14 protein-coding genes are annotated in these 18,382 nt (G+C 56.0%); 8 read left to right on the top strand and 6 right to left on the bottom strand.

The genetic code is table 11. The features are described from left to right. The first annotated feature begins 101 nt into the window (after window positions 1-101). From GGR27_RS03155 to GGR27_RS03135, 5 genes are all read left to right on the top strand, one after another. On the top strand, window positions 102-2,135 hold the full coding sequence (locus tag GGR27_RS03155; RefSeq protein WP_168035928.1) for an HD family phosphohydrolase: 2,034 nt from the start codon (window positions 102-104) through the stop codon (window positions 2,133-2,135). A gap of 82 nt (window positions 2,136-2,217) precedes the next feature. Continuing rightward, the gene (locus tag GGR27_RS03150) at window positions 2,218-2,850 is read left to right on the top strand and encodes a MarC family protein (protein WP_168035927.1); all 633 of its coding nucleotides are present in this window, start codon (window positions 2,218-2,220) and stop codon (window positions 2,848-2,850) included. A gap of 217 nt (window positions 2,851-3,067) precedes the next feature. Further along, entirely contained in the window at window positions 3,068-3,238 is a 171-nt protein-coding gene (locus GGR27_RS03145) for a YqaE/Pmp3 family membrane protein (protein ID WP_168035926.1), read from the top strand. Window positions 3,239-3,580: 342 nt separating this feature from the next. Then, complete coding sequence (locus GGR27_RS03140) at window positions 3,581-4,651, top strand: TIGR03032 family protein (protein ID WP_168035925.1); 1,071 nt, start codon at window positions 3,581-3,583, stop codon at window positions 4,649-4,651. Window positions 4,652-4,819: 168 nt separating this feature from the next. Next, on the top strand, window positions 4,820-6,250 hold the full coding sequence (locus GGR27_RS03135) for a T9SS type A sorting domain-containing protein (protein WP_168035924.1): 1,431 nt from the start codon (window positions 4,820-4,822) through the stop codon (window positions 6,248-6,250). 165 nt (window positions 6,251-6,415) lie between these two features. On the opposite strand, the gene GGR27_RS03130 is transcribed toward GGR27_RS03135, so the two are convergent. After that, a complete protein-coding gene (locus GGR27_RS03130) occupies window positions 6,416-7,975 on the bottom strand; it encodes an amidohydrolase family protein (RefSeq protein ID WP_168035923.1) in 1,560 nt (519 codons plus the stop codon). A 128-nt stretch (window positions 7,976-8,103) separates the two neighbouring features. Here GGR27_RS03130 and GGR27_RS03125 point away from each other — a divergent pair, with 128 nt between their 5' ends. Together GGR27_RS03125 and bshB1 are read left to right on the top strand one after the other, a co-directional pair. Next, window positions 8,104-9,504: an L-serine ammonia-lyase gene (locus GGR27_RS03125; protein WP_168035922.1), complete on the top strand. Its 1,401-nt coding sequence runs from the start codon at window positions 8,104-8,106 to the stop codon at window positions 9,502-9,504. 36 nt (window positions 9,505-9,540) lie between these two features. Further along, entirely contained in the window at window positions 9,541-10,272 is a 732-nt protein-coding gene (gene bshB1, locus GGR27_RS03120) for a bacillithiol biosynthesis deacetylase BshB1 (RefSeq protein ID WP_168035921.1), read from the top strand. Window positions 10,273-10,326: 54 nt separating this feature from the next. On the opposite strand, the gene GGR27_RS03115 is transcribed toward bshB1, so the two are convergent. Together GGR27_RS03115 and GGR27_RS03110 are read right to left on the bottom strand one after the other, a co-directional pair. Beyond that, window positions 10,327-11,130 carry a class I SAM-dependent methyltransferase gene (locus tag GGR27_RS03115; protein ID WP_168035920.1) on the bottom strand — a complete coding sequence of 268 codons (804 nt, stop codon included), beginning with the start codon at window positions 11,128-11,130 and terminating at the stop codon, window positions 10,327-10,329. A gap of 26 nt (window positions 11,131-11,156) precedes the next feature. Continuing rightward, window positions 11,157-12,662, bottom strand: a complete 1,506-nt coding sequence (locus tag GGR27_RS03110; RefSeq protein ID WP_168035919.1) for a S41 family peptidase — start codon at window positions 12,660-12,662, stop codon at window positions 11,157-11,159. 75 nt (window positions 12,663-12,737) lie between these two features. Here GGR27_RS03110 and GGR27_RS03105 point away from each other — a divergent pair, with 75 nt between their 5' ends. Then, window positions 12,738-14,225 (top strand): glycosyltransferase family protein, encoded by a 1,488-nt coding sequence (locus tag GGR27_RS03105; RefSeq protein ID WP_168035918.1) that lies wholly within the window; start codon window positions 12,738-12,740, stop codon window positions 14,223-14,225. Between the two features lie 38 nt (window positions 14,226-14,263). On the opposite strand, the gene GGR27_RS03100 is transcribed toward GGR27_RS03105, so the two are convergent. The 3 genes from GGR27_RS03100 to GGR27_RS03090 form a co-directional block, all read right to left on the bottom strand. Further along, window positions 14,264-14,683: a hypothetical protein gene (locus GGR27_RS03100; RefSeq protein WP_168035917.1), complete on the bottom strand. Its 420-nt coding sequence runs from the start codon at window positions 14,681-14,683 to the stop codon at window positions 14,264-14,266. Window positions 14,684-14,737: 54 nt separating this feature from the next. After that, a complete protein-coding gene (gene ccsA / locus GGR27_RS03095; RefSeq protein WP_168035916.1) occupies window positions 14,738-17,623 on the bottom strand; it encodes a cytochrome c biogenesis protein CcsA in 2,886 nt (961 codons plus the stop codon). 143 nt (window positions 17,624-17,766) lie between these two features. Next, window positions 17,767-18,168, bottom strand: a complete 402-nt coding sequence (locus GGR27_RS03090; RefSeq protein ID WP_168035915.1) for a cytochrome c maturation protein CcmE domain-containing protein — start codon at window positions 18,166-18,168, stop codon at window positions 17,767-17,769. Window positions 18,169-18,382: the final 214 nt, after the last annotated feature.

The raw sequence follows: 18,382 nt of genomic DNA, 5'->3' as shown, positions 1-18,382 counted from the left end.
ATATTACGCCCCTCAATTAGTCACCACCCATCGACCTCCGTTCCGAAAAGAAAAAGATTAAGCGTGCTCGTACCAGTTCCCGCCGGGTCACCCGGTGGTTAATGGGGTTTACCGTCGTGATGGTCATCAGCGCGCTCTATCCCGACCGGCTTAATTTTCCTTTTGAGTTTGAGCGGGGGCAGATATGGCGCTACGAGGATCTTCGTGCGCCGTACGATATCCCGGTATTAAAGTCGAACGATGCCTTGCTCGCCGATATGGAGCAAGTCCAGGAAAACGCGACGCCCGTCTACGAATACCGCCCCGAGGTAGCCCGCCGGGCGCGGGAGCAGTTCATCCGGGAATTCGCCACCGCGCTCGACAGCGCCCGCGTGCGTCAGGATAACCTCGACCTCCTGCGGCAGCCAGACAGTCACCGTCGCTACGGACTGCGGGTGCTGGATAAATTATACAGTCAGGGGATTATTAACGCCCGCGAGGAAGACGAGATGAACGGAATGGCGACGGTCGTTACGACCATCAACGGAAGCCAGCAACAGGAGAAAACGATTGCGCAGTTCTACACCCCGGGGGACGCCGTACAGTGGTTGGAAGATAGCTTGTTCTTTACGGACCTGCAGTCACCGGAGTTTTTGCTCAACCTCCTCGACAATAAGTTCCAACACAACGTTTTCTACAACGATTCCCTCACGGTGCGCCTCAGAACACTGGCCCGGCAACGAGTAAGTCGCTACGACGGGCTGGTCAGCGAAAGCGAACTCATGATTGGCCAGGGAGACCGGGTAACCGATCAGATCTTTCAAAAATTAGCTAGTTACCGGACGGTTTACCAGTCGAATATGAAGACGCAGACCTCCTTCTGGTCGGTGTTCGGTGGGTTCGCGATTCAGATTGCCATCGTCATCATTTTACTCTTTTGGTACCTCCGTCGCTATTTCCCCAGGGTTTACAGCAGGCCCGGGAATTTACTCCTCCTTCTCCTGTGGCCAGTTCTCTACGCGGTGCTGGTACGTGCCGTGGACGGGGTGCCAGAAATCAGCGCTTGGGTAATACCTTTCTGTATCGTCCCGATTGTTGTCCGCATTTTCTTCACCGAGCGGCTAGGGCTATTCGTCCACGTGATTGTGGTACTGATCGCCAGCTTTCTCACGAGCCTCGGGTTTACGTTTACCTTCCTCAGCATTATGGCCGGGGTGGTCGTCATCGTTACCGACGTTGACACGCGGGACATGACGAAATACTTCCGCAGCTTATCGGTGCTTTTCTTGTTCTACTGCGTTGGTTACATCGGGCTGGAGTTGCTCCGGGGCGGAACCTGGCGCACGGTGAATTACGTGACGATCGGCTGGCTGGCCGGCAACGTGTTTTTGGTTTTACTGGCCTACCCACTCATTCCGCTCATTGGAAAGATTTTCGGTTTTATTTCGCCCATTACGCTGATGGAACTCAGCGACATGAACCAACCTTTGCTGCAGCGGCTAGCCCGCCAGGCTTCCGGAACGTGGCAACACTCGCTCAACGTAGCCAACATGGCGGAGCAGGCCACCCGGGCCGTAGGTGGCAATGCGCTACTCGTCAAGACCGCCGCCCTTTACCACGACATCGGCAAGATCGAAAACCCGGGCTACTTCATCGAGAACCAGAACGGCCCGAACCCCCACCACAAAATTGGTCCGAAGGAAAGCGCCGCCATCATCATCAACCACGTCGCCGACGGAACCAAACTCGCCCGTAAGGCTGGTCTGCCGGAGGTGATCATCGACTTCATTCGGACGCACCACGGCACGACCCGCGCGGAATATTTCTACCTGACCTACGTTAAGGACCACCCCGAGCGGGAAGCGGAAGAAGCTACTTTCCGTTACCCAGGCCCCCGGCCTTCCACCAAAGAGCAGACGATCCTCATGATTGCCGATAGCGTGGAAGCGGCCTGTAAGAGCTTAAAATCACCGTCGGAGGAGGAACTATACGCCTTCATCGACCAGATAATTCAGGGTAAGGTGACATCCGGTCAGCTGAAAAAAAGCGGACTCACGTTTAAAGAATTGGAAGTTTGCCGGATGACGTTCAAGTCCATCATGAAGAGTGTTTACAACGTTCGGATCGCTTACCCCGACAAGCAGGAGGAAGAGTAGGCTCGGGAAAACTTTAGTGTGGTAATTTTCTTGAGCGGGGCAGCATAATTTTACGGACCTTTGCGGCCCCTAACCGACCGCCATGTTAACCGTAAGCTTATTTTTCGCCACGCTGGGCTCCCTTTTCTCTCTCGTCAACCCCCTCGGGGCCATCCCGATGTACTTGACTCTGTCGAGCGACATGAGTAGCCGGGACCGCAACGCTACCGCACGTAAAACGGCACTCTGGTTTGCGCTGATTTTGATCGTCTTTTTTCTGGGCGGTACCGCCATTCTCTCTTTTTTCGGGATAACCCTTAATGCGTTGCGTATTGCCGGCGGGCTGATCATCGTCAACAGCGGTTTTGGTTTGCTGAATTCCAAATTCGAGGAGCGGCGCATGGACGGCGACATGGAGGCCGAAGCTCAGCAAAAGGACGACATTAGTTTTACCCCGATGGCCATGCCGATGCTGTCCGGGCCCGGCAGTATTTCTTTCCTCATCGGTATGTTCGCCGCCCAGGGCGAGTGGCTCAGCCGGGGCGTCATTATCGGGGTGATCCTCGTAATGGCGCTGCTCATTTGGTTGGTACTCAGCCTTGCTCCGGCGCTGAATCGCCTGCTCGGGCGGACGGGGCTTTCCGCCCTTAGCCGCATCATGGGTTTCCTGGTTATGAGTATCGGCATCGAGATGCTCATCGCTGGCATCGTTGCTTTGGTGCGCAGCATGTTGTAGGGGGTGTGGTCGTAGATGCAGTGGTCGTTGGGAGGAGCGAAGTAGGGTAGGAGTGGTTTGATCCGCCAGTTACCGCGGAAAAGTCCAGTGCTCACATCCACTACGTGACCCCGTCGTACGTACTTACCCCGGAAACGAACACGGGGTGACGGATTACGCGTTCCGATTGGGCCCACCCGGTAGACTTCGGGGAGGATAATCTTTAAAATACTACAACATGGCTTCCGGAACTTCTAACCTCATCGCAATCATTGCGGCTGTTTTCATTCCACCACTGGGCGTCTTCATTCACGAGGGCCTCACCGGTCGCTTTTGGATCTGCGTCGTGCTTACTCTATTGTTTTTCGTGCCGGGGATGATCTACGCGCTGTGGTGCATTCTGGGGTAGTACTTTGTTTCTTCCCCAATTACTTTGCACCCGCGACCGCGCAAAAATTAACCAGGGTAGACTATGGGCGGTAGGCGGCTGATGCCTTCGCGTGAACCACTTATTTTAAAGTCGAATAAGAGTTTGGTGCCCAATCGCTAGGCCTTCAGCTCCGACGGGAAAAGTAGTGGGCGCGGACGCGGGTGCAGGGTTTCAAGGGACAAAAATTTTGAGTGGGGAGGGCGGCGGGGATTTTAAACGCAGCCCCGAAGGATACTGTCGTGGGCTGTCGCTGGCCGTGCCGCCACTTTAGGAACGGACATATTCCGCTGCACTACTTAATTTTGCCGTTCAAACACGTCCATGCAACCCGCCCCGCCCTTTGCTCTACGCCACACCGCCCAGTTACCCGAATTGCTGCACCAGTTAGGAGTTACAATCGCCCTGTCGACTTACCAGGCGGGAAAGGTGATCCTGTTATCGGCGCCCGACGAGGAGCGGATCATCCAACTACCGAGGAGCTTCCCTAAGCCCATGGGGATTGCCGAGGATCTGGAAACGGACCGCTTAGCAATCGCCTGCCGGGACGAAGTAGTCGTGCTCGCCAACTCCGGCGAGCTCGCGCAGTTCTATCCGAAAGGCCCCGGAAAGTACGATGCACTCTACCTACCCAGGGCGACCTACCACACCGGAGACCTGGATATTCACGACCTTAATTTCGGTGACGGTGGCACTAGCCTGTACGCCGTAAATACCCGCTTCAGCTGCCTGGTCAAGCTGGATGACCGCTACAGTTTTACCCCGGTCTGGCAACCCCGCTTCATCGACAAGCTGGCCGGTGAGGATCGCTGCCACCTGAACGGTATGGCCATGCGCAACGGAAAGCCGGCTTACGCTACGGCGTTTAGCGAGACCAACATGCCGGTCGGCTGGCGACCGAACGTCACCAAAACGGGGGTGCTACTGGACGTGGATTCGGGCGAAACGATCGTCGGTGGTTTAGGAATGCCGCATTCTCCGCGTATTTACGACGGGCGGCTGTACGTCCTGCAAACGGCGAAAGGAGAAGTTTGTGAGGTTGATCTGGCTAGCGGAGCGGTGACGGTAGTTTGTAAGATCGGTGGTTTCGTGAGGGGCATGTCTAAAGCCGGGGATTACCTGTTCGTCGGCCTGTCCAAGCTGCGAAAAAATAGTAGCACCTTCGGAAAACTGGCCTTCGCCAAGGAGGCGGATCGTGCCGGAATTGTCGTTATCCACCTGCCAACCGGTGCCCGGGTGGGGGAGTTGACGTACGCTAGCTCGGTGGATGAAATTTACGACGTTCACGTGCTGGCGGGCAAGAGACGCGTCAACGTGCTCAATACCCTGACCGACGACCACAAGGCTGGGCTCTCAGCGCCGACTGCTACCTACTGGCGTAAATTGAAGGCGTAGAAACAGTAAATTGCTTGAAATACTTTTCGGCCGCACGAAATCACCAGGAAATGTTGTCTATTCGATGTGTACGAAGTAATTTTAAGGTGTATCCAAGCAACTCAGTTGTGATTTTTTAATCCGGACACCTAATTCACACCCTACTAGCTGTCCCCTCTCTAATTCTTTATGAAATTACGTTACCACTATGCCCGCCAGCGACGTCAGTTGGCTTACCTCTCTAAGCGATTAACCCGGCTTCAAGCCAACGGCCAGCGTATTTCCGCCGACAACCTCGCTAAGCTCAAATCACTGGCCAGTCGGTTGCTTCCCCGCATCGGCGGCACCCAGGTACGGCGCGTCCTCGGCACCGGTATCTTTTTGCTCGCCGGCGCCACGGTCGCGCAGGCGCAGGTTTTCGAAGCGCCCGTGACCAATCCGTTCGGGATTGATGCTGATATTGGCGTGTCTAATAACTACAATAATCCTGTTTTCGCTGACTTGGACGGAGATGGTGACCTAGATCTCATCACTACCCTCTACGAATATGTAGGAGAGGATGACCCGGTCCTTTCCTCCTTATTCTACCAAGAGAACACTGGCTCTGCAACGCTGCCCCAATTTGCGGCCAGGCAAACAGACCCTTTTGGGTTTCAGCCCACGTTAGACATCAGGGTTATTTCAGTCGTGGACCTGGATAGTGACGGAGATCTAGATCTTTTGGGGTTTGGATCGGATGATCGTACTGGTGTTTTCGGTGATGAAGCAACCGTTTACTACGAAAATATGGGGACCGCTGTGGCACCGACGTTTGCCGCGGGTATATTGGATACGTTCTCCCTCGAAGTACCCAACACCGACTTCAACAGCTTGCAACCGTCTTTCGGAGACATCGATGGCGACGGTGACCTCGACATTATCGGACCTAACCTTGACGGAAGTACCGACGGTGGCGTCAACCCCAGCGGTACGTTTTATTTTGAAAATACTACCGTGCGTGATAGTGTGTCCTTTGCCGAGCCGGTGGGTGACCCTTTCGGCCTCGATCTAGACGTTTTTGAGAGGTATTCGGATTTGGTCGACATCGACCAAGACGGTGACCTCGATCTAATCGGTACGCGTATGCTCGAAACCGAAATCAATGAGGATTCTACGACTTACACCAACCAAATCATATTCCTCGAGAATATTGGGACGGCCACTATGCCTGCGTTTACTGACGAAGTAGTCAACGCATTTGGCATTGCTCAGTCCGACGGCGACGGTGTGAACTCTCGCCCCGTAGTAGCGGACCTGGACGGTGACGGCAAGCCGGACTTACTCGTGTTCACAGGATCCGGTGGCCTGTACTACAAAAACAGAACGGTGGTAAGCACCCGTGATCGCGCGGTAGATTTAAACCTGCAAGTGTACCCGAACCCAGCCACCAGCACGGTCAACATCCAGACCGACCACGCCCTTACTTCCATTCAAGTACTGGACGCATTTGGCCGGAACGTATCGGTACAGACGGATAACCTGCATCAGGTGGACATGAGCGCTTTTACCCCCGGTGTTTACGTACTCAAGTTCAGCCTGGAAGGCGGCACGTACGGTACCCGCAAGGTATTCAAGCGCTGAACAATTCTGTAAAGTGAAACGGGGTAGCGACAAGTTGTTGCTACCCCGTTCTTTTTGGCGGTCGGTCGGTCGGTCAGTCGCTTAGCTTGCCCCAATTACCTTGCACCCGCGACCGCGCCCGCTATTTTTTGCTTTGTCGCCGCAATCCGCGTCAGCAACCATAAACTACTCTTCCCGGGCCTCCCGCACCATCCGCTTAACGTCCTCGCGCAGCTTGACCGCGTCGTAGAGAATACCGTCCTTCAGCGTGTAGATGATGCCCGGCGTAGTCGTGACGCTGCCGTCCTCGGCCAGGCGCGTCGCACCCGTTCCGTAGAGCACTTTCAAATCCGCGAGCGGGTTTTCCCCGACGATGACGATGTCCGCCAATTTGCCGGGCTCGATGGTGCCAATTTGGTCCTCCATTCCGAGTGCTTCGGCGCCGTAGAGCGTCGCTGACCGGATGACTTCGAGCGGATGAAAACCGGCCTCGCGCAGTAATTCCAGCTCCCGAATGTAGCCAAATCCATAGGTTTGGTAGATATAGCCGGAATCAGAACCCGCGGTGATGCGCCCGCCCCGGTTCTTGTATTCGTTGATGAAGGTCATCCACAACCGATAATTATTTTTCCAGTCGACCTCCTGCTCCGTGCCCCAGCGGTGCCAGTAAGAGCCGTGGCTAATGCGGCTCGGTTGGAAAAAACGCCAGAGACTAGGCAGCGTGAATTCGTCGTGCCAATCGGCGTTACGCGCGCGCATGACGTCGCGGTTGGCGTCGTAAATATTGAAGGTGGGGTTGATGGTGAAGTCGAGTTCGAGTAGTTCGTCCATTACTTCGTTCCAGCGTTCGGAGTAGGGTGGGGCGGCCTGTTTCCAGAGCTTGCCGGCCTCGCCGAAGCGGTCCTGCTCGTCGCGGTAGTTGTAGTCGACGGGGTAATCCTGAACGGTGCGCCCGGTGAACAAGGCCTCGGGCAGGCCGTACCAGTGCTCCATCGTGGTGAGCCCGGCGCGGGCGGAATTTAGCACGTTCCAGCGGCCAACGTCCATCTGCGCGTGGTGGCAGGCGGATCCCAGCCCGATTTCCTTATTGGTTTCCAGCGCGGCCTGCATCAGGTCCGGGCGCATGCCGAACAGTTTGATGCCGTCGGCCCCTTTCTCTTTGTTCTGGCGGACCCAATCGCCTACCTCTTCCGTGGTCGTAAACTTCTCCGCGCGGCCCTGTCCGAACCCGGTGTAGGCAACGATGCGCGGGGCAACGATCTCATTGGCGGCCGATCGTTTTTTGTGCTTCAGTACCCAATCGAGCCCGTTAAAACTTCCTGGCTCACGGATGGTCGTAATGCCGTGGCCGAGCCACAGTTTGTAGACGTAATCCGCCTCCGCCCCCTGCGCGCGGCCGCCGGTGTGTCCGTGCATATCGATGAATCCGGGCAGGGCGTACATCCCGGTGCAGTCCACTTCGCGGCCGCCCGATTTTAGTGTTGGACGACCGTCCTTCTCGATCGGGACGCCGGGGTAGCCCACCGGGTCTGCCGAGACGATGCGGTTGTTTTCGATCACGATATCCACCGGGCCGGTCGGCGGCGCGCAGTTACCGTTGATTAAAGTCAGGCCGCGCAGTATGAGTTGGGAGTAGGGGCCCTGACCAAAACTACCGTCCCGGTCTGGTGCCTCGGGCATGGAACTTTGGGCGCGGACGCCGGTGCAAAGCAGGAGGGACAGGAGCAGGGTGATTGGGGTACGCATACGCTAGTTTTTGGACTGGCTAAGGTAGTACCGCGTCCGTAAAAAGTCTCGGTACGTTTTGGAAGCAGCCTGTACCGGAAGCGCGTATCTTTGGTCCGCCCCCAACCAACCACAAAACCAAGTCCACCATGCCCGCCATTAGCGTATTCGATATTTTCAAGATCGGCGTCGGTCCTTCCAGTTCGCACACCATCGGCCCGTGGAAAGCCGCGCAGGATTTCGTGCAAACCCTGCCCGACCTGCCCGTCGACCAAATTGAAATCAAGCTCTACGGCTCTCTGTCCAAGACGGGCCACGGCCACGCGACCGACGTCGCCATCATCATGGGTCTGCTGGGCCACGATCCGATTACGGTGGACACGACGAAGATTGCCGACTACGTCCGCGAACTAGCGGAGTGCATGACGCTTGATTTAAACGGCAATTCAGTCGTGTTCAGCGAGCGGGAGAACCTCATTTTTACCAACGAAAACCACGACGCGCACCCGAATACGCTCATTTTTACGGTTTACAAAGCCGGCGTAATCGTGCACTCCGTCCGTTACGCAAGCGTGGGTGGGGGCTTCATTCAGCGCTCCGGGGCACCACTGAAGGGCAAAAAGATTAGGCTACCCTATCCGATTGCGAAGGGGGCGGACATTATGCGCCACGTCGGTACCACGGGAATGTCGATCGCCGGGGTGGTCCGCGCGAACGAAGAGAGCCTACGGAGCGGCGAGGAAGTCAGCGCCAAACTACTAGAGCTATTCACGACCATGAAGCAGGCCGTCTACCGTGGCTGCGTCACCGGGGGGATTTTACCGGGCGGGCTCAACGTCGTGCGGCGCGCCAAAGCGATCAACGCCGACTTACTCGACGGTAAGTCGTTCGATAGCCCGGAGCGTTGGGAAAAGCTGATTCGCAATAGCTACCAGAGCTTCAACCGAATTAACCAGTGGATCAGCTGTTTTGCCCTGGCCGTCAACGAAGAAAACGCGGCGATGGGCCGCATCGTCACGGGGCCTACGAACGGCGCGGCGGGGGTAATCCCGGCGGTGCTACTGTACTACGATTTCTTTTGCACGGACTACGATGAACCCCGGATCGAAGAATTTCTACTCGTTGCAGGGGAGGTGGGAAGTCTGTTCAAAAAGGGCGCGACTATATCGGCGGCGGTGGGTGGCTGCCAGGCGGAGATCGGCGTGAGTTCCAGCATGGCGGCCGCCGGGCTAACGCAAGTCCTGGGCGGAAGCCCGGCGCAAGTGCTGATGGCCGCCGAAATCGCGATGGAACACCACCTCGGTCTGACTTGCGACCCCGTCGGCGGGTTGGTACAAATCCCCTGCATCGAGCGCAACGCAATGGGCGCGATGAAGGCAATTACGGCGGCGAACCTGGCCTTGTCCGGTAACCCCGCGGATTCTTTGGTCAGCATCGACACCGTGATCCGCACCATGTGGCACACGGCGAAGGCCATGAACACGAAGTACAAAGAAACAAGTGAGGGCGGTTTGGCTTTTAACATCCCCGTAGCGCGCCCGGAATGCTAACCTCTCTCCGCTTCCGTACCTCCAAAAATAAATACTATGCACGTTGACATTCTCGCCATTGGCGTACACCCCGACGATATCGAACTAGCCATTTCAGGTACCTTGCTGCGGCACATCGACCTGGGTTATTCCGTTGGTATGCTGGACCTTACCCGTGGTGAACTCGGTTCACGCGGAAGCGCGGACATTCGCACACGGGAGGCAAACAACGCTGCGGTCAAAATCGGTGCGAGGTTCCGGGAGAACCTGGACATGCCCGACGGCTTCATGGAGTACAGTCAGGAGAACATTATTAAGATTGTCCGGGTGCTGCGCCGCTGCACGCCCAAAATTGTGTTGACCAACGCGCTCGCCGATCGCCACCCCGACCACGGCCGCGCCGCCAAGCTAACTTCCGACGCGTGTTTTTACAGCGGGCTGATTAAAATTGGAACTACCGACGACAACGGCAAACCGCAGGGGAAGCACCGGCCGGACAACGTCTACCATTACATTCAGGATCGGAACCGCAAACCGGACTTTGTCGTGGACATCTCCGGCTACCTAGCCAAGAAGATGGACATCATCCGGTGCTACGAAAGCCAGTTCGACGACCACAAAATGGGGGAGTTCGCCGAGCAGGTAAAAACGCCGATCAGCGGGGCGGACTTCATGGCCTTTATCGAAGCCAAGGCGCGCAGCTTTGCCCGGGAGGCCAATTTTGAGTTTGCCGAAGGGTTCGAGGTAGACCGGTACCCGGGGGTGGTGGACCTTTTTGACTTGAAGTAAGGAGCCAATCACTTTTGCTCTTCACCAAGCTTCTTTGCTTCTACGGCCGCGCCCCTAATTTTCACCGGCTTGCGCGGCGCGAACTAATGCGTAACAACAAGTGGTGTAGTAATCTTTCACCCAGGGGATGCTCGCAAGCAGCCCGTTCAGTTTCCTCGGGCGCAGACCGAATTTAGCCTGGTAATTGGGGTTAATGAACCACAGATCCTTCTGCTCGAAGCGGAAGCCGGTGCGCTCGATCAACGCACTGAATTCGCCGATGCTGATGCCCGTTTCTTGGATTTCAAGAATGTCGTCGATCCGCCCTGGCTTTTCTCCACCCAACTGCAGTATTTTCTTATAAACCGATCGCGGCAACAAGTGAAACCACGGCAGTTTGCTCAGGTATTTATTGTCCAGCACCTGCTGGTGGCCGCCGAACGGCATTCGCCACGGGGGGAAACCAAAGAAGATGCGGCCACCGGGCTTTAGGTAACGGTGGACCATGGTGAGAAACCGTTCCTGGTCGTGAATGTGCTCGATGACGTCACGCAGCATGATCAGATCGAACTGGCCGAGGCGGTCGGCGCTAGCGTCGTAAATATCTTGAATGACCAGCTCGACCGGCGCGCCCGGGGCCACGTCGCGTAAGTATTCTTTGCCGAGGTCGATCTTACTCTGGAGGAGATCGACACCGACGCACGCACAGCCAAGTTTGAGGAAAGGAACGAGGTTGCCGCCCTCCCCACAGCCAATCTCGAAGACGCGGGTCTTCGCCGAGATCGGCATGGATTGGTTGATGTAGGGGATGACGAACTCGCGCGTCGTGCGGGCTTGCTCGTCGAAATACTGGCGTCGGTCGTAGTGCCTTTGGTGCATGGGGCGAAGGTAGGGCGCGCGCCGAATTAACGGGGAAAATCGCCGTTCAGTATTTCCAGCGCTTTGGTGTACATCGGTGAAATATCTTTGAGTAGATCTTCCTTAGTAAAGGAAATAATAACGTCTGGAGTAACCGTGCCCGGCGTAGCCCCGAGGGGTTTGAACGTCCAGACGGGTACGATCAAACTAAGTTGCAGCTCGTTCTTCTCCCCCAGAATGATCTTCCGGAGTTTTCCGCCGAATAGCGTCCCGGTCCCGCCACCGGTCCGTGTACCCACCAACACGCCCACGTCCATCACGTCGAGGGTTCGGGCCACCAACGTGCTGGCGGAAAAGGTGCCTTCGTCGACCAGCACGACCAGATCGCCCCGGAAGCCGTTCCGCATCGGTTTGGCGACTTTTTCCGCGTAGCCGAGGTGGTACCCATCGTTCCGTTTGCGTACTCCGGCACCGACGTAGAGACCATATTTTTGGAACAAGCCAACGCCACCGGCCGTGGGGGCGGTGCTAACAACTTCGTCCACCATAACAAAAGGCTCGTCGACTAAATAACGTATCAGGGTACGCGCGTTGCCCATGTCGCCGCCACCGTTGACCCGTAAATCAAGAATCAACTTGCCCAGACCACTCTCGTTGATTTTCGCGAAGGATTGTTTCAGCAGCCGGCCGTAGTTGGCGTGCTTGAATCGGCTGTCCGAAAAAGAGCGGACCGTAAGAATCCAGGCACTGCTGTCCGGAGCTTTCTTCAGGCTCAAAAATTTTTCGTGAAGCTTGGCTTCCGTCTCCTTCCGGGCGCGTTTCTTTGCGCTCCGGGTCGGAGGGTCGTCCGTAGCGTCCGCTGCTTCGGGCACCAACATACCGATCGCCGCGTCCCGCGTCGAACCCGTTTCAGGTACCAGGTAAGTTACCGTCAGGCTGTCCCGGTAGCCGTACCGTTCCTGGTAGTGGTAGGCCAGGGATTTACTGTGGATGACCCTGGCCGCACGGTCGTACCCCTCATCGTTTAGTCCGCTGAACACGGTCAGTTGATCGATCAAATCAGCCACGGGCTGGCCGTTGAAAGCAAGGATTTCGGTGCCCTTGCGCAGGGTATCTTGATTGGTTGGCAGATCAGTCACCAGGATGAGCTGATCGTCTGCGGTCAGGTAGGTGGACGGGCGGCGGTAATCTTTGTGCGCCTTCTTCCACGCTTTCGACCGGTGCGGCCTCAACTGCAGGTGACCGTCCTGGAGTTGCCTTTGGAACGTGGCGGCGGTGAGAATGAAGTCTTGAACCCCGATGGAGTCTCCCGGTGCGGCGATCAATTGTTGCAAAGTAAGCTCGGCGTCGTCGTAAGCTAATCGCAGCGCCGCGCGTGTTGCTGCGGACTGCGCCGCCGGGTGGTGGTAAGCGATGGTGTCGCGAATCGTTCGTAAAAGCGGAATGGCCCGCGTGTCCGCAACGGAATGCTGGCCGGCGAGTAGGGTGGGTAGGACGATCAACGCAAGGCAAATTCGGAACATACTGGAGCGATAAAGTAAGATTAAGGACATCAGGGAGCGACTAAAGATATATTTTAGTTGCCCCATCACCAAAGCGCTACATTCGCCTGACCAAAAAACTATCCCTTGCCGCGTAACTACTTGCTAATCGCCGCCGCGGTCCTCCTGCTGACCGTCTGGAACGCCACCGGTTTTTACCAGGGCGACGAACACTTTCAGGTGCTGGAATTTGCGGCCCACAAAGTGGGTTTCGTGGCTGGCGCTGATCTTCCCTGGGAGTTTGCGGAGCAAATGCGGCCGGCCCTCCAGCCCTTTCTGGCCTACGTTGTTTACCAGGCGCTTACGGTGTTTGGTGAGGTGAATCCATTCTTTATGGCCGGCTTGCTACGCTTATTCAGCGCGGTGCTGTACCTCGGTGTTGCGGTGGCGCTTTACCGGCGGTACGCCCCCACTTTTTCGGACGCGACGAACCGTAAGTGGCTAGCCCTGGCGCTGTTGTTTAGCTGGTGCAACGTCTTCGCCGGTGTGCGTTTCGCGAGTGAATCCTGGTCGGGGGCGATGTTTGTTTTTGGGTTGCTGGCCTATCCATTGCCACCGGTTTTAGATAAGTTTGCGCTGTCGCGGGTGTCGGGCAATGGGGGAAAGAGCAGTGCCTTGTGGGCCGGCGTTTTGTTTGGGTTGAGTTTCGAATTTCGCTACCAGATGGCGCTGGCCGTGGTGGGCTTCGTGGCGTGGCTGTTGTTCGTTGGCAAACCGAACTGGAAATATCTCGGATTACTAATTGTCGGTGGGCTCACGGTTGTTGGTGTGGGTACGTTGATCGACCGCTGGTTTTATAATGAATGGGTTTTTGCCCCCTGGAACTACCTCGCGCAGAACTTGATCGAGGGTAAAGCCGCCGGGTTCGGTACGAAACCCTGGTATGGCTACATCGAGTATATTTTCGAGCGGGGTATCCCACCCCTGAGTCTGGTGTACCTAGCCGCCACTGGGTGGTTCTGTTGGCGCTACCGTAAAGACCCGATCACCTGGTCTTTCCTTTTCTTTTTCGTGGCGCACTCCGCGCTGTCCCGTAAAGATATTCGGTTTATGTTCCCGATGTTGCCCTTCCTGTCCGTCGCGCTGGTGGTCTCGTTACGTGACTTGAAAGAGAAGTACGGAACGGAGCTATTCGATTCCGGCTGGCCGAAGCGAGGTTTGGTACTGGCGATAGTGATAAACGTAGCCCTGCTGGTCTCCGTCTGCGTCCGGTCGATGAACGACAACACCCACGCGATGCGCTACGTGTACGATAACTATTCGGAGCCAGTAACGCTATTTGCGGACGGTCGCCACGTATTCAGTCTTTCACACTTAGTCATCCGTTTTTACCAGCGCCGGGGCGGTGTGATTATCATCGAGGACGAGAACAGAAATTGGTCTGCTTGCGAAACGAGTATGTGTCTGTATTCCGAGCGGACCAACACCCCCGATCCACCTCCGGGCGGTACATTAGTGTACACCAACGAGATCGCTTTTTTGGGCGATTTCGATCCCTTTGGTTTGGTATCGCGACAGCCGTTCTGGTACGTATATGAATTGAAGCGCAAAGAGTACGACGGCCCGGCGAATTGATCTTTCCGTTGCCAAACTACCGCGCTGCGGACGGGCGATTACCTATCCCGAAAGCCGGCATTGATTCGCGACATAAACTCGTGAGGCATTTTGAGGTAATCCAACTCGATAGCGTGTATTCGATCGGGTCGGTACCGGATTTCGAACTTGCCCCGTAACGGCGCGCCTTCCATATTTTCCTTCAAGAGCCGCAGTGTTTTAATTTCTGTGAAGTCTATCCGCAGTGCTTTTCGGAAAGGCCGCCGAATTGTGAGCCCGCTCGCGTCAACAACGTACCGCTCGAAAATACCCGCCCCGTAACGGAGCGCGACGTACAGTGGTAACAAGATGATTCCGAACCAAAACAGCCTAAAGTTTACGGCGAAACTTCCGTGCTGAAAAACAATGATCGCCATCAGAAACGCCACGGTGACAAAGCTAGTAACCAGTATGCGGAATTTGCGGTGGCGAAATTTCATGGAACACGCGTGAAGAAGCTTGATGAATAATTTGTCGGATCAGGAGCAAATCACTTAGACTTCCACCTCCAACAACCCCTTCCGCCGCCGCTGACGAATCCGAACCACCATATTGATTAGTAAGCCCAGCATCATCGAAATCGTGCCGATCCAAACTAAGTTAATACCTGGGAACTCGATGGCCTGAAGGGCCAGCCAGTCCGAGCGGTCGGAATTGGTCGCAACCGCGATCGGAACGTTCAGCGCATCCTTCGGGGAAGTCTGTGCGATGAGTAGGGTCGCTTCACTCGACTCCGGGTCGAGGTTGATGAGGTTGGCGAACAGGCCGAGTTTGCGGTCTTCGTCCCGTACGCGGTTGGGGACGTTGTCGCGGATGATGAATACCGGCTGTAGTTCTCCCGTGCTGCCGTCCGCACTGACGACGTCGAGAATAGCGCTAACGGCGATGTCGCCCGATTGCGCCACGTAGTGGTCGACGGTGGGCTGCGGTTGAAAGGCGCGGAAGGTGAACTGGTTTTCGCCGACGGAGAACTGATCGCCCGGTTTTACCTTGATCTCTTGGTAGTCGAGGTCGGCTTCGGCCACCAGTAGTTCGTCGAAGATGGATTCGTCGATCTTTACCCGGGTGCCAATTTCGTTTACCTGAGCGGGGTAGTGGAACAGCAGCCCTTCCCGGAGGACGAGTGCAATCTGGGCGGCGAAAACCGTGTCGGCGTCGTAGCGGCTGACGTTGATCCTGGCACTGACGCCGAGGTCGCCCGGTTCGGCTACGTAATCGGGGTGACGCGGGGAACGGGAAAATTCGGTTAGTTCGAGGTTGTACGGGCGGATCATGAAGGTGTCCGGCCGGCGAATCTCCAGCGTATCCTTAAAGATTACGTCTTCTCCCACCGCTAAATCATAGACGTGGTACTTGAGGCTGTCTTCCTTGGCCTGCTTTTCCTCCGCGCTCTGTTCTTCGAGGGGCAGCGATGCGATGACCGTAAAGACGTCCCGGTTCCAGTAGTGCTTCGTGCTGGGGTTGACGATGGCGACCTTTTCGAATTTCTTGTCGTAGAGTAAGTTTGGCTCCAACTGGAATTCCTCGATGATTTGCCCCGCCGCGTCCCGTTTCTTGTAGTCGATGAAGTAGGTACGGTTGAAGCCGTCGATGGTATCGTTGCGCAGCGTGAGCTCGTAGTTTTCCATCACCATCGGCTCGTCCTTGATGAGGATAACGGTGGTTCTACGGAGTTCTTCGTCCGCGCTCAGCCCCTCCATCAAGAAGGTATTCTTGGAGATAATGCGCTTGTTTGCACCGGACGCCAGGATGCCGATCAACAGCAGACCGAAACCGATGTGACTCAGTGAGGAGCCGAATACTTTGGTATCCCGCCGCGCAAATCTGATCAGGTAATCCGTATTCGTCCACACCGCGAACCAACCGGCAAAGAGCATGAGTTTGTACTGCCAGGCAACGGCATCGATCCAGAGCGTGGTCGCCCAACTCAATAACACTGCACCCGCGACCGCGGCCCCGGTGTGTAAAGCAAATGATTTCCACTGCGTCCCGAAATCCTGCTCCCGCCACCGTAAGAAGTGCGCGATGCCGGACATGATGCCGATAAAAATACCAATCCAAATCTGAAAACGGTTGTGGTGATCGACCGGATCGGCCAGCACGATACCGTCGAAAACCGGGTCGAAGAACTGGCGAATCTCGTTATAAACCGGAAGGCTGGTCGCGCCCGTCATCAAAACTGCCGACATGAACAACACCAAGCTACCGACGAACATCCAGAACTCGCGGCTGGAAAGACTCTCTTCCTTCGCCGGCGTCGGGACGGAGCGCCACCGCCAAGCTAACATTCCGATACTCAACAGCACGTAAGCCGCCAGAAAAAATAACAGCTGGGATTCCATCCCCATCTCCGTAAAAGCGTGGACGGACGTGTCGCCCAGGATACCCGACCGCGTCATGAACGTACTGTAAACGATCATGACGAACGTACCGAGGTAGAACATATAGGTAGCCCGAATTCCCTGTCCGGTCGCCCGGCTAATCAGATTCGTGTGGATACCTGCAATCAGTAATAACCACGGGACGAGGCTAGTATTTTCAACCGGGTCCCACGCCCAGTAGCCACCAAAGTTGAGTGCCTCGTACGCCCAGGCCGCACCCATTAGGATGCCGATACCGAGAATGCCGCCACTGAACAAGGCCCAGCGCAAAGCTGGCTTAAGCCAGCCCGTGTGGTCCTTCAACCAGAGTCCCGCAATCGCGAAGGAAAACGGTACGATCGTGCTCGCAAAGCCGAGGAAAAGTGTTGGCGGGTGAATGGTCATCCAGTAATTCTGAAGACTCGGGTTGAGACCACTACCCCTTAGCAAATCTACATAATCCGCTTGCTGGAAGATTGGCATGGCAATCGTTTCCCGGAGCAATAGCATCGGGCTGGAGCCGAGCTTGAAAAGCATGTCGCCGAACCCGAAGTGGACCCCCAGGACCATACTCGCGAGTACCACCTGAACGGAAGTAATGACCGTCATTACGGGCCGTTCCCACTTCCGCGCGGTTACCATAAGGACATACCCGAGGATCACGTGCCAGAACATCCAGAGCAGGAAACTTCCTTCCTGGCCTTCCCAAAAGGCGGAGAAGATATACCGTTGATCCAAATCTGCGGAAACGTGAGCCTGGACATAACTATATTCGTAATACTGGTTGAGCATTGCGAAAAAGATCGTCCCGATCACCGTAAACACCGCCGCGCCGTGCGCGAGGAAGCTTAGTTGGCCGAGGCGCGCCCATTTGCCACCGCGCAACCGCTCGTCGCGGTACTGCGTGGCCAGGAAGTAGCTGATCAGACTTAGTACGCCGGCGAAAAATGCAAGCAGCAGGGCGAAGTGGCCGACGTAGCGTGGACCCAGGTGTTCACCGATGTATTGGATTTCTTCCATGTTGTAGGCGGCTGCGCCGTTGTAAGACGCTTCGCTTTTAAGCTACTGTGTCTTTAAGGGGGAGGGAGAAGGATGCTATGAAGTGCGGTAGCCTAAAAGCGAGGCATCTAACCAGCGAAGCTGATTAAAAGACAGCAGGCCGTCTAACTCTCCGTCAGTTCCTTGATCATGCTCTCCTCGTCCTTGTACTTACTCGGGCACTTCATCTGAATGTCCGTCGCGAGGAATTCTTCACCGACCATTTTACCGGACAGGACGATTGACTCGCTCATCTCAAAGTCCTGCGGCTTGGCTTGCGTAAGGTTGACCCGCCGCTCGGTACCCTGCTCGTCCTTCAGGTAAAAACTGAACAGATCAGGGTTCTCCAACGGGTTGTAATCCATGGGTTTATCCTTGACGAGCGTACCCACTAATTTAACCGACGTGCCGGTAGTTGACGCTTCCGCGAAACTGCGGTACCGGGCAACTTCCTGGTCACTGCTGAAGTAAACGAGGCAGACGGCACCGATGACCATCAGGAGCGCGAGGATGTAAGACTTTTTCATGGCTTGCGGGAGTTATTCCAGCACATAACGCAATGGGCTGAAAAGCGTTCCACAAATTTACGTCGGGTGGCTTGCGGGAGGGTCAGGGTAGGGTAAAGGTTAGGAAGGGTAGGAGGGTAGGCGGTAGGAAGAATTAGGCGGTAGGCGGGAGACTCCCGAAATTTACCGCCTACCGCCTACCGCCTACCGCCTACCGCCTACCGCCTACCGCCTA

Source organism: Neolewinella antarctica (assembly GCF_011927835.1).
Lineage (GTDB): Bacteria > Bacteroidota > Bacteroidia > Chitinophagales > Saprospiraceae > Neolewinella > Neolewinella antarctica.
The sequence above is the reverse complement of the archived record's forward strand: the minus strand, read 5'-3'. Positions and strand labels throughout refer to the sequence as shown.